This is a genomic window from Fundicoccus sp. Sow4_F4 (assembly GCF_052116145.1).
Lineage (GTDB): Bacteria > Bacillota > Bacilli > Lactobacillales > Aerococcaceae > Fundicoccus.
The window spans coordinates 22,753-38,098 of the sequence record NZ_JBQKLQ010000010.1 but is presented as its reverse complement, the minus strand read 5'-3'; the positions used below and the strand labels follow the sequence as shown (position 1 = coordinate 38,098).

17 protein-coding genes are annotated in these 15,346 nt (G+C 37.9%); all 17 read left to right on the top strand.

Annotated features, from left to right (window positions below; all coding sequences use genetic code 11):
* Window positions 1-26: 26 nt before the first annotated feature.
* The 17 genes from rpsM (at window position 27) to ACTQ5J_RS12350 (ending at window position 15,346) form a co-directional block, all read left to right on the top strand.
* A complete protein-coding gene (gene rpsM / locus ACTQ5J_RS12430; RefSeq protein WP_441753414.1) occupies window positions 27-389 on the top strand; it encodes a 30S ribosomal protein S13 in 363 nt (120 codons plus the stop codon).
* Between the two features lie 35 nt (window positions 390-424).
* The gene (rpsK, locus tag ACTQ5J_RS12425) at window positions 425-817 is read left to right on the top strand and encodes a 30S ribosomal protein S11 (RefSeq protein ID WP_441753412.1); all 393 of its coding nucleotides are present in this window, start codon (window positions 425-427) and stop codon (window positions 815-817) included.
* Window positions 818-901: 84 nt separating this feature from the next.
* Window positions 902-1,846, top strand: coding sequence for a DNA-directed RNA polymerase subunit alpha (locus ACTQ5J_RS12420; RefSeq protein ID WP_441753410.1), 945 nt, complete (start codon window positions 902-904; stop codon window positions 1,844-1,846).
* Between the two features lie 34 nt (window positions 1,847-1,880).
* Complete coding sequence (rplQ, locus tag ACTQ5J_RS12415; protein ID WP_441753408.1) at window positions 1,881-2,261, top strand: 50S ribosomal protein L17; 381 nt, start codon at window positions 1,881-1,883, stop codon at window positions 2,259-2,261.
* A gap of 323 nt (window positions 2,262-2,584) precedes the next feature.
* Window positions 2,585-3,424: an energy-coupling factor ABC transporter ATP-binding protein gene (locus ACTQ5J_RS12410; RefSeq protein WP_441753407.1), complete on the top strand. Its 840-nt coding sequence runs from the start codon at window positions 2,585-2,587 to the stop codon at window positions 3,422-3,424.
* On the top strand, window positions 3,394-4,284 hold the full coding sequence (locus ACTQ5J_RS12405; protein WP_441753405.1) for an energy-coupling factor ABC transporter ATP-binding protein: 891 nt from the start codon (window positions 3,394-3,396) through the stop codon (window positions 4,282-4,284). Before ACTQ5J_RS12410 ends, ACTQ5J_RS12405 begins: the two co-directional genes overlap by 31 nt.
* A 4-nt stretch (window positions 4,285-4,288) precedes the next feature.
* On the top strand, window positions 4,289-5,095 hold the full coding sequence (locus tag ACTQ5J_RS12400) for an energy-coupling factor transporter transmembrane component T family protein (protein ID WP_441753403.1): 807 nt from the start codon (window positions 4,289-4,291) through the stop codon (window positions 5,093-5,095).
* An 11-nt stretch (window positions 5,096-5,106) separates the two neighbouring features.
* Window positions 5,107-5,877: a tRNA pseudouridine(38-40) synthase TruA gene (gene truA / locus ACTQ5J_RS12395; protein ID WP_441753401.1), complete on the top strand. Its 771-nt coding sequence runs from the start codon at window positions 5,107-5,109 to the stop codon at window positions 5,875-5,877.
* Window positions 5,878-5,997: 120 nt separating this feature from the next.
* Window positions 5,998-6,516: a GNAT family N-acetyltransferase gene (locus ACTQ5J_RS12390; protein ID WP_441753399.1), complete on the top strand. Its 519-nt coding sequence runs from the start codon at window positions 5,998-6,000 to the stop codon at window positions 6,514-6,516.
* A gap of 179 nt (window positions 6,517-6,695) precedes the next feature.
* Window positions 6,696-7,094 (top strand): DUF3224 domain-containing protein, encoded by a 399-nt coding sequence (locus tag ACTQ5J_RS12385; RefSeq protein WP_441753397.1) that lies wholly within the window; start codon window positions 6,696-6,698, stop codon window positions 7,092-7,094.
* Window positions 7,095-7,132: 38 nt separating this feature from the next.
* A complete protein-coding gene (locus tag ACTQ5J_RS12380; protein ID WP_441753396.1) occupies window positions 7,133-8,611 on the top strand; it encodes a hypothetical protein in 1,479 nt (492 codons plus the stop codon).
* A gap of 249 nt (window positions 8,612-8,860) precedes the next feature.
* Window positions 8,861-10,021, top strand: coding sequence for an ABC transporter substrate-binding protein (locus ACTQ5J_RS12375; RefSeq protein ID WP_441753395.1), 1,161 nt, complete (start codon window positions 8,861-8,863; stop codon window positions 10,019-10,021).
* A gap of 518 nt (window positions 10,022-10,539) precedes the next feature.
* The gene (locus ACTQ5J_RS12370) at window positions 10,540-11,703 is read left to right on the top strand and encodes an ABC transporter substrate-binding protein (RefSeq protein WP_441753393.1); all 1,164 of its coding nucleotides are present in this window, start codon (window positions 10,540-10,542) and stop codon (window positions 11,701-11,703) included.
* Between the two features lie 309 nt (window positions 11,704-12,012).
* Window positions 12,013-12,891, top strand: a complete 879-nt coding sequence (locus ACTQ5J_RS12365; protein WP_441753391.1) for a branched-chain amino acid ABC transporter permease — start codon at window positions 12,013-12,015, stop codon at window positions 12,889-12,891.
* A gap of 33 nt (window positions 12,892-12,924) precedes the next feature.
* Window positions 12,925-13,869: a branched-chain amino acid ABC transporter permease gene (locus ACTQ5J_RS12360; protein WP_441753479.1), complete on the top strand. Its 945-nt coding sequence runs from the start codon at window positions 12,925-12,927 to the stop codon at window positions 13,867-13,869.
* Window positions 13,866-14,642 (top strand): ABC transporter ATP-binding protein, encoded by a 777-nt coding sequence (locus ACTQ5J_RS12355; RefSeq protein WP_441753390.1) that lies wholly within the window; start codon window positions 13,866-13,868, stop codon window positions 14,640-14,642. Before ACTQ5J_RS12360 ends, ACTQ5J_RS12355 begins: the two co-directional genes overlap by 4 nt.
* Window positions 14,642-15,346 (top strand): ABC transporter ATP-binding protein, encoded by a 705-nt coding sequence (locus tag ACTQ5J_RS12350; protein ID WP_441753389.1) that lies wholly within the window; start codon window positions 14,642-14,644, stop codon window positions 15,344-15,346. Before ACTQ5J_RS12355 ends, ACTQ5J_RS12350 begins: the two co-directional genes overlap by 1 nt.

Here is a 15,346-nt window from a genome sequence, read left to right as displayed (position 1 = left end):
AGTAAGATAAGGAGGCAAACAGATATATGGCTCGTATTGCTGGAATAGATATTCCGCGTGAAAAACGCGTAGTTATTGCATTAACATATATTTTCGGAATCGGAAGCACAACTGCTCAAAACATCTTAGCTGAAGCTAACGTGTCAGAAGACACTCGTGTGAAAGATTTGACTAACGATGAGTTAGATCGTGTCCGTGGTATCATTGATGCATTAAAAGTCGAAGGTGACTTAAGACGTGAAGTAAGCTTAAACATTAAACGTCTACAAGAAATCGGTTCTTACCGTGGAAACCGTCACCGTCGTAATTTACCTGTACGTGGACAGAACACTAAAAACAACGCCCGTACTCGTAAAGGACCTAAAAAATCAATCACTGGTAAAAAATAATTAACATAACTTAGATGAAGGAGGTAAAAAACTTCATGGCAAAAAAACAACAAACACGTAGACGCCGTCGTGTAAGAAAAAATGTTGAAAAAGGTATTGCACATATTCGCTCTACTTTTAACAACACAATCGTTATGATTACAGATGTAAATGGTAACGCGATTTCATGGTCATCAGCTGGATCTTTAGGATTCCGTGGATCAAAAAAATCTACACCATTTGCTGCTCAAATGGCATCAGAAGTTGCTGCTAAAGGAGCAATGGAACATGGCATGAAAACACTAGAAGTTACTGTAAAAGGTCCTGGTTCAGGTCGTGAATCTGCAATCCGCTCTTTACAAGCTACTGGTCTAGAAGTAACTGCAATTCGTGACGTAACACCAATTCCACACAACGGTTGTCGTCCACCAAAACGTCGCCGTGTCTAATGATAATTGTGACATTGTTTGTCTACATATTATGCATCTAAATTATCATTGAAACATAACGTTTTGAAAGGGGCAGAATAATCAATGATCGAAATTGAAAAACCAGAAATTAGAACGATTGAAGTCAGTGACGATTCCAAATATGGAAAAATCGTCATTGAACCACTAGAGCGTGGTTATGGCACAACCCTTGGAAACTCATTACGTCGTATTTTATTATCTTCTTTGCCTGGATCTGCTGTTACTAGCATTCAGATTGATGGAGTGTTGCATGAATTTGCAACTGTAAAAGGTGTGGTTGAGGATGTCCCAACAATCATCTTACATTTGAAAGAACTTGCATTGAAACTTCACACTCAAGAAGACAAAGTAATCGAATTAAATGTTACTGGTCCCAAAACTGTTACCGCTGCAGACATCATTCATGATAATGAAGTACAGATTCTAAATCCAGATTTATATATTTGTACTTTAGCTGAAGGTGCACAATTAGATATTCAATTAAATGTATCAAATGGACGTGGCTATGTTCGTGGAGAACATAATAAACGTGAAGATATGCCTATTGGAGTCTTACCAATTGACTCTATCTATACACCTGTTCATAAAGTAAATTATCAAGTTGAGAATACACGCATCGGACAGAAAAATGTTTACGATAAACTTACAATGGATATCTGGACAGACGGTTCAATCAGTCCTGAGAAATCATTAAGTTTAGCTGCTAAAATCTTAACTGAACATTTAAATATCTTTGTGAACTTAAGTGATGAAGCACGTCAAGCTGAAATCATGGTTGAAAAAGAAGAAGCAGAAAAAGAAAAAATGCTAGTCATGACAATTGAAGAATTAGATTTATCTGTTCGTTCATACAATTGTTTAAAACGTGCTGGTATTAATACTATCCAAGAATTAACGAATAAGACTGAGTCTGAAATGATGAAAGTACGTAACCTCGGACGTAAATCACTTGAAGAAGTTAAGAATAAGTTAGCTAGTCTAGAGTTAGGTTTACGTGAAGAAGACTAAACTTTTCATTTGTTAGAAAAGGAGGAAAATTTTAATGGCATACCGTAAATTAGGACGTAAAAGTGCGCAACGTAAAGCATTATTACGCGATTTAACAACTGACGTTATCATTAACGAACGTATCGAAACAACTGAAGCTCGCGCTAAAGAAGTTCGTAAAACAGTTGATAAAATGATTACTTTGGCTAAAAAAGGCGATTTATCATCACGTCGTGCTGCAGCAGCTTTCTTACGCAATGAAATTGCTGACGCTAGAATTGAAGATGATAAGGTAGTAATCGAACGTGTTCTAGATCGTTTATTCGATACTTACGCAACACGCTATGAGAACCGTAATGGTGGTTATACACGCATCCTTAAAAAAGGACCTAGACGTGGAGACGCTGCACCAATGGTAATCTTAGAGTTAGTATAATTGCTCTATGTGATTCACTTTTATGATGGAGAGTGTTACGATTAATAAATATTGTTTATTAGTCTAGCTCTATAGCACGAATAATCAGTTAAAATCACTATTATTCAATGATTGAGGTCAATTTTTATAGTTGGTCTCAATCACGTGCTATTCATCGTTTAAGTGTTTTTTTTATACTTAAAATGTGATTCTTTATATTTGTTGTTTGACAAGGACGAAAGATTGAATGACACTTTAAGTATGAAAGAAAACCACTAGTATTTAGCGAAGGTTTATTTTTACATATTCTGTGAACCAATAATTAGAGATAGGGAGTGGATGGAATGTCTCAACCAATCATTGCATTAAATAATATATCCTTTCAGTATCCGAACAATGAAACGGACGCTTTACAAGATGTCTCATTGGAAATTAAGAAAGGTGAATGGATAGCGATCATAGGACCGAATGGATCAGGGAAGTCGACATTAGCCAAGATTATCAATGGCTTATTAGTACCTTATGAAGGTCAAGTCCATATTAACGGAGAACTTTTAAATGAAGAAACTGTTTGGGACGCTCGTCGTGCTGTAGGAATGGTTTTCCAAAATCCGGATAATCAATTTGTCGGAGCAACGGTTGAAGATGATATTGCGTTTGGTTTGGAAAACAATGGCATCCCTCGTGAAGAAATGTTAACACGTATTGAAGACGCATTAGAACAAGTCCGTATTTCAAATTTCCGTGAACATGAACCAGCCCGTTTATCTGGTGGTCAAAAGCAAAGGGTAGCACTAGCGAGTGTTATTGCCTTACGTCCAGATGTAGTTATTCTTGATGAAGCAACTGCTATGCTTGACCCATTAGGTCGTCGAGAAGTGATAGCTGCCATTAGAGAACTAAAAAAAGAGTTTAATTTAACAGTGATTTCTATTACTCATGATATTGATGAAGCAAGTTATGCTGACCGAATCTTTGTGATGAATCAAGGGAAAATAATGAACCGTGATACTCCGGCGAATATTTTTGCATTAGGTGATGATTTAGTCACTATGGGACTAGATGTTCCATTTGCGCAAAAATTAAAACAAGCTTTAATTCAGCGTGGAGTTGAACTGCCAGATACCTATTTAAATGAGGAGGCGCTATTTGAATGGTTAATCAAATCATATTTGATCAAGTAAGTTTTACTTATAGTCCAAACACTCCTTTTGCTGTGGATGTTTTGCATAATGTTAATTTAGCAATTCCGGAGAATAAAGTAACAGCGATTGTTGGTCATACAGGCTCTGGTAAGTCTACTTTGATTCAGCACTTGAATGTACTCTTACGTCCCACATCAGGGTCAGTAACCGTCGTTGGAGAGAAAGTTACCTCAACTTCCGAACACAAGACATTGAAACCTTTACGTAAAAAAGTGGGAGTAGTCTTTCAGTTTCCTGAGGCTCAATTATTCGAAGAAACTGTTTTAAAAGATGTGATGTTTGGACCTTTAAATTTCGATGTTTCCGAAGATGAAGCCATGCGTATTGCTAAAGAGAAACTAGAACTAGTCGGTATACCAGAGTTTTTATATGAGCGTTCACCTTTTGATTTAAGTGGAGGGCAAATGCGCCGTGTAGCGATTGCTGGTGTGCTCGCTTTAGAACCAGAAGTGTTAGTTTTGGATGAGCCAACGGCAGGCTTAGATCCTTTAGGTCACAAGAATATGATGGAAATGTTTATTAACTTACATAAGACAATGAACATTACGCTCGTACTTGTTACACATCAGATGGATGATGTAGCTAAATATGCAGATAATGTGATCGTGATGGAAAAAGGGACGATGGTCAAGAATGGTAGCCCAGCCCAAGTATTCGAAGATGCTGAATGGTTAGATAAAAAACAATTGAGTCTACCCCAAGCAATGGCCTTTAAAACACGAATTACTGAACAAACGGATTTGCTTCTTCCAGAAGTGAAGCAAGCCCCTTTAACGGTTGAAGAACTAGCGGATTATTTGATTAATATCAAAGCATTCAATCAGACAGAGGAGGCGTAAGTAAATGCTAGAAAAAATGTTATTAGGTCGTTATATTAAGTCGAACAGCTTCGTTCATAAGTTAGATCCTAGAACGAAATTGCTTGGCAGTTTCTATTTTATTCTGATTATTTTCTTGGCGAATAACTGGTTATCCTATCTATTACTTACACTCTTTACGTTTTTTGCGATCTGGTTGAGTGGGATTGATATCAAGTTCTTCTTGAATGGAGTGAAGCCTTTAATTTGGTTAATTCTATTTACAGTCGTATTTCAAGTATTATTTACCACAGGTGGGACAGTATATTTGCAGTTTTGGGTCTTTCAGATTACATCTGCTGGTCTAATGAATGGGGCATTTATCTTTGCCAGATTAGTTTTAATTATTATGATGTCGACATTATTAACGTTGACAACTGCACCATTAGAACTAACGGATGGAATCGAACATTTACTCCGTCCATTAGCTCGATTTGGTTTCCCGGCTCACGAAATCGCCTTAATGTTGTCAATCGCGTTACGTTATGTACCGACATTGATGGATGAAGCCCAACGAATCATGAATGCCCAGAGAGCACGTGGCGTTGAATTTAACCAAGGAAATTTTGTTGATCGAATGAAGGCTATTATTCCAATACTAGTTCCTTTATTCGTCAGTGCCTTTAACCGTGCTGAAGAAATGGCTACAGCCATGGAAGCACGTGGTTACCGTGGTGGCGAAGGGCGTACTAAGTATCGCCAATTAGATTTCGATCGTAATGATTTATATGTGTGCTTAGGTTACTTAGCAATCACAATAGTCTTAATAGCCTTACGTTTTATTTCATTATAGGAGGAAGTAAGATGCCACGTTTTGCGGTGAAAATTCAATACGATGGCACGAATTATGTGGGCTATCAAGTTCAACCCAATGGACCCAGTATTCAAGCTGAATTCGAGAAAGCTCTAGTTCTGATGGCGAAGTTACCTAAAGGGGAACATATTCCAACATCAAGTTCGGGACGTACAGACTCAGGGGTTCATGCCTTAGGACAAGTGCTTCATTTTGATTATCCGGTCGCTATTAAGACTGATTCGATGTTGAGAGCATTAAATAGTATTCTAGACCCCTCAGTTCGAGTAGTTCAAGTAGCGCATGTTGCGAACGATTTTCATTCGCGATATCATGCTATTTCAAAGGAATATCTTTACCGGGTAGATACCAGTCGGTTTCCAGATCCTTTTAAAAGACTTTATACTTTGCATCACCCTTACCGTTATAGTCTAGAAGCGATGCAGGAAGCAATCCAGAAAATTATTGGCACCCATGATTTTGGCAGTTTCTGTTCTACGAAAACCGATAAAGAAAATAAAGTTCGGACAATTTATGAAGCTGAGGTTTATTTTGATGAGGTGACTCAGGAATTACGCTTTCGGTTTAAAGGCCAAGGATTTCTTTATAATATGGTTCGAATTCTCGTAGGCACACTTTTACAGATTGGTGATGGTTTAAAGTCTGTAGAAGAGATGGATCGTTTACTTGAAGTGCGTGATCGGAATGAAGCAGGCCCAACTGCTTCTCCAGAAGGCTTATATCTCATGAAAGTAGAATACGAGCAAAATCCTTTCAATTAACGATAATTATCAGAGCATTGACCGCTGAGGCTGGTCGGTGCTCTGTTTTATTTTATTAGTGCTTAATGAGGAAGCTGTGATACAATAAGGACATTAATTCTAAAGCGTTGAGGTGTTCGGATGAAAATAAGGCATACAGTAAAAGAAGATATTGAACGAATTCTTGAAATATTTGAACATGGTCGTCAAGTTCAACTTAAAACAGGAAATCCTAATCAATGGCGAAAGGGACATCCTGGACGTGAGTTAGTAATGAAAGATCTGATGGCTGGTTTTAGCTATGTGTGTGTCGTCGATGAAAAGGATCAGACTGATTTACCTGTGGGAACGATTGTCGCTACCTTTGCGGCATTAGAAGGTGAAGATCCTACTTATACGACTGTTGAAGGCGGACAATGGTTAAATGATGCTCCTTATGTGACGATTCACCGGATAAGTACGAGTGGCCAATTAAAAGGGACAGGGCAACATTGCATGCAGTGGGTGATTGATCATTATAATAATATAAAAATTGATACCCATCATTTGAATCAGCCAATGATTCATGTCATTGAGAAATTTGGATTTAAATATTGTGGTGTTATTTATGTTGGTGATGGGACAGCACGTAATGCTTATCACTATACACGCTTAAATTAAGTTAAATGGAGTAAGTGGTAGGATTAAACAAAAAGAATTGTATCCTAATGAATAGGGCAGAAAAACGGGTCGAAAGGCCGTCTGTTTTTTTTGTCCTATTTGGTCTTGGTGTAGTTTAATTTATAGTTGATGATGTAAGTGTTAGAATGGAGTTAATAGCTTGTTAAGGGGTGAAGAGCATGATGATTAAGTTGAAAAGTAAAGTGGTCAATCGGATGGAACATTCGGTGCATACGGATGTTGACGGTTATCCAGTGAGATTGGTGGAGTATGCTTACGAATTGGACGGACCAAATTGTAAGGGGTCTGCTAAAGTTCATCATTTAATTTACGAGATGGAGGATACTGACAGTGTACCGGTGCTTTTTCGAGGATTTATGAAATTTGAAGGTGAGATTAACCAGCAAAAAGGATGTTTTCTTGCACATGAAGATGGAGCGATTCATCAAGGAGCTGTAACGGCCAAAGGAAGAATTGTTGATGCGACGGAGGAATTGTTAATGTTAGTGGGGAATTACGTTTTTACACAATTGCTGACAGAAGATGAATTTGAATTGCAATTTGATATTGAGTTATAAGATCAGGGCGCTTTAGACACGTAAGAAAGGAAGATTTGATGCTTAAAGATTTTGATTTTGATCAAGTAGACAATCGATATGATAATTTCAAGCGTTCAGCATTAGGCGACCAGTTGGATCAATTACAACGAATTGTTCAGCGTCTCGATATTCCTGTTTTAATATTAGTGGATGGTTGGGAAAGTTCAGGTAAGGGGTTTGTCATCAATGATTTGACACGTGAACTAGATCCTCGTTATGTTCGAGTGGAAGTGTTTGAGCAACCGAATGCACAAGAGCAAGATTATCCAAGTGTTTGGCGTTTCTGGCGCAAGATACCAAGTCGTCGCGAGATGGTGGTATACGACCGTAGTTTTTACTACCAAGTGTTTAATCATGATCAGCGAACGGATGAGAAACTCTCGCAAAGAGTCGATGAGCTTTTATCATTGGAGAAAATGTTGATTGATGATGAAACAATTGTGATTAAATTGTTTCTAAATGTCACAGAAGAAACTCAGAAAGAAAATATCAAGCGTTTAGAAAAGTCTAATCGTAACCAATTACTCCTGTCAGACGAAGACTATCGACAAAATGATGACTATTGCGGTCACCAAGAATGGTTTGATAAAGTGCTCAAGGCGACGGATTTACCTTACAGTCATTGGAATATTATCGCTGCAGAAGATTTAAAATTGGCATCGAAGACTGTTTTAGGATTAGTCATTGAACAAATTACAGCGGGTATCGAACAGATTACGTTAAGACGCAGTGGCAAAGATGATTTACCGCAACACGTATTTAATGCGGATAGTTTGCCACTTGATGAAGTAGATATCACCTTAAAGTTATCCAATAAAGAATATGATAAGCAATTAGAAACATTACAAAAACAAGCCTCAGAATTGGTGTATGAGTGTTATGTGAAGAAAATTCCGATTGTATTAGCTTTTGAAGGAGTGGATGCTGCTGGTAAGGGTGGTGCGATTAAACGCTTAACTCGTCACATAGATCCGCGAAGTTATAAAATTTATGGAATTAATGCCCCTAATCAAGTGGAGAGTTTGTTTCATTATCTCTGGCGCTTTCAAATTGAAATGCCTCAAGATAATGAGATGGTCATTTTCGACCGTAGTTGGTACGGACGTGTCCTTGTGGAGCGAGTTGAAGGCTTTGTTCATCAAACGGCTTGGGAGCGTGCATATGATGAAATTAATCAGATGGAAGCCGTGTTAACGAATCACGGGACTGTCGTGCTGAAGTTTTTCTTATATATCGATGCCGACGAGCAAGCGAAGCGTTTCCAAGCAAGATTAGATGAAGCCGAAAAGAATTATAAGATTACTTCTGAGGATTGGCGCAATCGAGAAAAGTGGAATGAATACATTGAGGCGATGAACGAAATGTTAGTACGCACGAATACGCCCCATGCGCCTTGGTATATTGTGCCGGGGCAAGATAAGTACTATGCGAGGGTACAAGTGTTGAAGCATTTCATCGAACACATCAAAGCACATTTAACAACACGTGAGGAATAATGAATTAGCTTGCTAATCTTAGATACTAAATTGTTAAACTATCGATCTTATGTCGGTAGTTTTTTGTTATAAAAAACGCCATAAATGAGAAAAGTATCAAAAATCAGCGTTTAAATGCCTAAAATCAATATAAAGTCCAAATAATTAGAATTTAATGATAAAAATGTGACTAATATGAAAAAACACCTTGTAAACTTGCCATGAATATCTTATAATTCAGACATGAACGAATTAATGGGAGGAAATAACATGAGATTAAAGAAAATTGGATTAACCTTTTTAGCAAGTGTAGCAATTGTTGGTTCATTAGCCAGTACAACCGCTTTAGCGCAAGAGACAGTAAAAATTGGAGCAAACTATGAATTATCCGGCGGAGCAGCATCCTATGGACAAGCAATGGCTAACGGGTTAGAATTAGCGATTGAACAAGTTAACGCTGAAGGTGGCGTCTTAGAGGGTCAACAATTAGAAGCAATTATTTTTGATAGCCAATCTGAATTAACAGAATCTGCTTCTGTTGCGACACGTTTAGTTGGAGAAGGTGTTGTCGGTATTGTTGGACCAGCAACAACAGGCCAAGCCAATGCTCAAATTCCTATTATTGAAGAAGCAGGTATTCCAGTTATTTTACCAGCTGCAACTGGGGATGGTATTACTTTAGACGATAGTGGAAGTGTATTAGAATATTTGTTTAGAGTATGTTTTGAAGACTCTTACCAAGGGGCAGCAGCTGCTGCTTATGCTACAGAAACATTAGAGGCTCAAACTGCCGCTATTTTAACTGACCAAGCATTAGATTACTCACAAGGTTTAACAGACTCGTTTGTGACTCAGTTTGAAGAAGCTGGCGGAACCATTGTAGCTAATGAATCCTATACAAGTGGTGATACAGATTTCTCAGCTGTTTTAACATCATTATTAGTGCAAGAATTTGATGTATTATATGTACCAGGTTACTATACAGAAGGTGGATTAATTATCCAACAAGCACGTCAAATGGGAATTACGCAACCAATCTTAGCGGGCGATGGGTTTGCATCACCAACATTGGTTGAATTAGCGGGCGCTGAAAACGTTAATGATATTTACTTTACTAACCATTTCTCATCTGAATCAGAAGAGCCTGTAGTAGTGGAATTTATGGCTGCTTATGAAGAGAAATTTGGCGTAGAACCAGATGGTTTTGCTGCTTTGGGTTATGATGCGGCAATGTTATTAATCGACTCAGTAGAAAGAGCGGGCTCTACAGATCCAGAAGCTGTCAAAGATGCGATTGCTTCAACGACAGAATTTGCCGGAGTAACAGGAACTTTCGCGATTGACGAAAACCATAACCCGGTTAAACCAGCGACAATGATTACATTACAAAATGGTGAAATTACAAACGCTGAATTAGTATCAGCAGAATAATCATTAGAAACTCTGCTCGGGATACGATAGTGTCCCGAGCTTTTTTAATTTAAGGCATGATTTGACTGTTCAGAAAAACCTGTCACTTAGAGGGAAGACGCTATTATAAAAATAAAATGATTTTTTGATTAAAACAGTTGACAATGGAATGAGAAGGTTTTAATATAAGGTTATCAATTATTCTAATGGAGGCAAAGCGTATGAATCAGTTTAATTTATTACAAGCGAATACATCATATAACGTCGTCGTCGTCGTGGTACTTTAAGTATCTATGACGAGGAGGCCTTATGGTGTTGCCCGCATAGATGGACGAAAATCTATTCGGGTGTAATATAATAAACGGTTCTTATCATGGTGGCCACCGGTAGCTGTCTTTTGTGCAGTTAGGATAAGTATCATTATTTAAAAGACCTGACTAGATTTTTAGAAATCTGGTTAGGTCTTTTTGTTGTTATTGAAACACACGTGCTTGCTTAAAAGCTTAAAAATACACAGATAAAAATTAGGAGGAACTATTATGAATATCAGAAAAGTTGGACAAACGTTACTTACAGGCTTATTATTATCGACAGCTTTATTAACAACGCAAACCACTTACGCACAAGACACAATAAAAATTGGTGGTAACTTAGAATTATCCGGTGCGGCTGCGGCTTATGGTACACCAATTGCTGAAGCATTAGAATTAGCAATTGAACAGAAGAATGATGCAGGGGGTCTACTAGACGGACAGCTCATCGAATTATTGATTACCGACAATCAATCAGACTTAACGGAAGCCGCATCAGTTGCGACTAAATTAATATCTCAAGATGTAGTAGGGATTATTGGACCAACTGCGACGGGGGTAGCCAAAGCTGCCATACCAATTATTACTGAAGGTGAGATGCCAACCATCTTAGGTGCTTCAACAGGGGATGGATTAACTTTAGCTGAGGATGGGAGTGTTTTAGAATACTTATTTAGAGTCTGTTTCGAAGATTCATTTCAAGGCCTAGCTGCAGGAGAATATGCTTCCGAAATTTTAACAGCAGATTCAGCGATTATTATAACTGATCAAGCTTTAGATTATTCACTAGGTTTGGCAGATAGTTTTACGCAAAGATTTGAAGAAAATGGTGGAAGTATCCTAAATACTCAGTCGTACACATCGGGAGATACAGATTTTTCGGCGATTCTGACAACTTTACTAGCGCAAGACTTTGATATTCTGTATATCCCTGGTTACTATACAGAAACAGGCTTAATTATTAAACAAGCACGCGAAATGGGGATTACACAACCAATCATTGGTGGAGATGGCTACCATAGTAAAACATTAATCGAGTTAGCTGGTGCTGAGAATGCAACGGATATTTACTTTACAACGCATTTTTATGAAGGAAATGATGATCCAAAAACCCAACAGTTTATCGATGATTATTCTGAAAAATTTGGTAAGCAACCTGATACTTTTGCTGCTTTAGGGTATGATGCGTCTAATCTATTGCTAGATGCGATTGAACGCGCAGGCTCTACAGACAGACAAGCCATTATAAAAGCAATTGGGGAAACGCAAGATTTCGAAGGGATTACAGGTACCTTCTCTTTTGATGAGGAACATAATCCCATTAAACCAGCTTTGATGCTTAAATTGGAAAATGGTGAAATTGTTTCAGCTGAAGAAGTTTCGGCCGAATAACGATTAGTTAAGTGATACTGTGAAAGTTTGGATCGTTTACTTTCACAGTATTTCATTTTATTGCGCAAGTAATTTCTTTATCTCAAGGTTGAAAATTAGAAACTTCTAATCTGTTTTTAATCTTTAGCTAAAAGGCTTATAGAAATAATTTGTAGCGATAAATGTCAATTTAAGGGCTTTCATGGGCAAAGTTTTTCTAAGAAATCAATGATAAGATTAAAATTTATTTAAAATAACGGTTGAATTATTAGAAAGTGTGTTATATACTTTTTTAAAGTAGGCAAAATATGGTAGGAAAGGATTTTAACTATGCAATTATTTATGCAACAACTTGTTAACGGTGTTTCGTTAGGAAGTATTTATGCTCTGATCGCACTCGGCTATACAATGGTGTATGGAACGATTCGTTTAATAAATTTTGCTCATGGCGATATTTATATGGTGGGAGCCTTTTTCGGTTATTTTCTTGTTAGTGCTTTAAACATCAATGTGTTTCTTGCAATGATTTTATCAGGAGTATTCTGTGCGATTTTAGGCGTTGTGATTGAGAAAGTGGCCTACAAGCCATTACGTAAATCAACACGTGTAGCAGCTTTAATTACTGCAATCGGAGTATCGTACTTTTTACAGAATGTGATGATTTATTTCTTAGGACCTGAGGTTCGAGCATTTCCTTCAACAATCCCAGTGATGCCATTTAAAGTGTTTGGAATTGTCATTAACATGAAGCAAGTTTTTGTTTTTGTGACGACGATTACTTTAATGATCATTTTAAATGCGATTGTCAAACATACAAAAATGGGTAAAGCCATGCGAGCTGTAGCAGTTGATTCAGAAGCAGCAGAATTAATGGGAATCGATGTGAACCGTGTGATTTCCTTTACCTTTGCTTTAGGTTCAGGCTTAGCGGGAATCGCTGGTGTACTCGTGGGTGTTTACTATAATTCAATTTCAGCTACGATGGGGACGACGCCTGGACTGAAAGCGTTCGTTGCTGCTGTTGTAGGTGGCGTGGGCAGTATACCTGGTGCAATGGTGGGTGGTTATTTAATTGGTGTGCTTGAAACCATTGTAACGTTCTTAGGTGGGTCCATGTATAAAGACGCAGCCGTTTATGCCTTACTGATTGTCATTCTTCTCATTATGCCATCAGGATTATTCGGCAAGAATGTCAAAGAGAAAGTGTAGGTGGCACAAGTGAATAGATTTCATATACGTAATATGGTGTGGATCGCAGCAGCAATTCTTGGTTTCGTAGCGCTGTATGCTTTAGTTCAAGCGGGGATTATTAATCGTTTTTATCAAATCACGCTTGTAACCATTATGATTAATATAATTTATGCTGTTGGTTTAAACCTCGTTCTAGGGGTTGCAGGACAATTCTCTTTAGGACACGCGGGTTTTATCGCGATTGGTGCTTATTCAGCAGCCATTTTGACTAAGAGTATGGAGAATAGTACGATGGGCCTATATGCTGGTATGGGTGTTGGGGTGGTTTTATCAATAATCCTTGCTTTACTTGTAGGCATTCCAACGTTACGGTTAAAAGGGGATTACCTAGCGATTGCGACACTAGGAGTGGCCGAAATCGTGCGTGTATTAATAAATAACATGCGTGATTTGACCAACGGACCTGCTGGTATCAGTGGGATCCCTCTTGTTTCCAATTGGGTAAATGTTTACATTTTAATGGTAATCACGACAATTTTTATTTTAAACTATGTTTATAGTAGTGCGGGGCGTGCAACGATGGCTATCCAACAAGATGAAATTGCTGCTGAATCAATGGGTGTTGATGTGACACGTTATAAAGTATTAGCTTTTGTATTGGGTGCCATTACCGCAAGTATTGGTGGCTCTTTACAAGCAACTTTCTTAGGAATTGTAACTCCAGGAGATTATACGTTTGAACGTTCAATCGATGTTCTAATTATTGTTGTATTCGGTGGAATTGGTAGTTTCACTGGTTCGTTTGTAGCAGCAATTTTATTAGGTTTACTAAACGTATTCTTACAAGATTATGGTCAATTACGTATGGTTATTTATGCAGTAGCGCTTGTATTAATTATGATATTCAGACCAGGTGGAATCCTTGGGACGAAAGAATTACGTTTAGGCTCATTAGTTGCTAAAGCAATCCGAAAAGATAAGGAGGCTGTTTCATGAGTTTGCTTGAAGTCAAGAATTTAACTAAAAACTTCGGCGGTTTAGCAGCCGTTTCTAATGTGTCAATTCATTTGGAAGAGAATGAATTGGTCGGTTTAATCGGACCAAACGGGGCCGGAAAAACAACTTTTTTCAACTTGTTGACAGGGGTTTACGTGCCTTCTGAAGGAACAATTGATTTATTAACTGAGAATGGCAAAGTTAATTTAAATGGGGTTAAACCGGATAAAATTAACGAATTAGGTTTAGCAAGAACTTTCCAGAATATTCGTTTGTTTAAAGATCAAACGGTAATTGAAAACGTAATGGTTGCGATGCACCGTGAACAAGGAAATTCAGTTTTCTCAAGTATCTTACGTTTAGGTGCCCATTATGAAACGAATAAACGACTTTACACTAAAGCTTTAGACTTATTAAAAATCTTTAATTTAGAAGGGATTGCTGAAGAAAAAGCACGTAATTTATCTTACGGTCAACAGCGTCGTTTAGAAATCGTTCGTGCTTTAGCGACTCAACCTAAGATTTTGTTTTTAGATGAGCCGGCTGCAGGAATGAACCCTGCTGAAACAGCGGATTTAACTAATCTGATCGCTCAAATTAGAGAACAATTCGAATTGACAATTGTGTTAATTGAACACGATATGTCATTAGTTATGGAAATTTGTCAAAGAATTTATGTATTGGAATACGGGCGATTAATTGCTCATGGGAATGCTGAAGAAGTGAAGCAGAATCCTGATGTTATTCGTGCTTATTTAGGAGGTGTTGATTAATGCTGAAGGTTGAAAATTTAAAAGTAAACTACGGAATGATTAACGCTGTAAAATCTGTTAACTTTGAAGTAAACACAGGTGAAATTGTAGCTCTAATTGGAGCGAACGGGGCAGGGAAATCAACCATCTTGAGAACCATTTCGGGATTAGTTAAACCGACTGAAGGCTCGATCACTTATGGCGATCACGATTTATTAAAACTGGCTCCCAAGAAAATTGTAGAAACAGGCATTTCACATGTGCCGGAAGGACGTCATGTTTTCAAAGGGTTAACGGTTAAGGAAAATCTGGAATTAGGCGCTTTCTTACGCAATGATAAAGAGGGCATTCAAGAGGATATGTCAGCTGTTTATAAACGTTTCCCAATTCTGGAAGAGAGAAAAGGGCAAGATGCCGCAACACTCTCTGGTGGTGAGCAACAAATGTTGGCCATGGGACGTGCGTTGATGTCTAAACCGAAGCTATTGTTGTTAGATGAGCCATCTATGGGACTTGCGCCTATCTTTATTAAAGAAATCTTCAATATTATCGTCGATATTCAAAAACAAGGAACAACCGTGCTTTTAATCGAACAAAATGCTAAAATGGCATTAACGATAGCGAATCGAGGATACGTTCTGGAGACCGGTGAAATTGTATTATCAGGTACGGGTCAGGATTTACTAGAAAGTGACGACGTTCAAAAAGCATACTTAGGAGGTTAG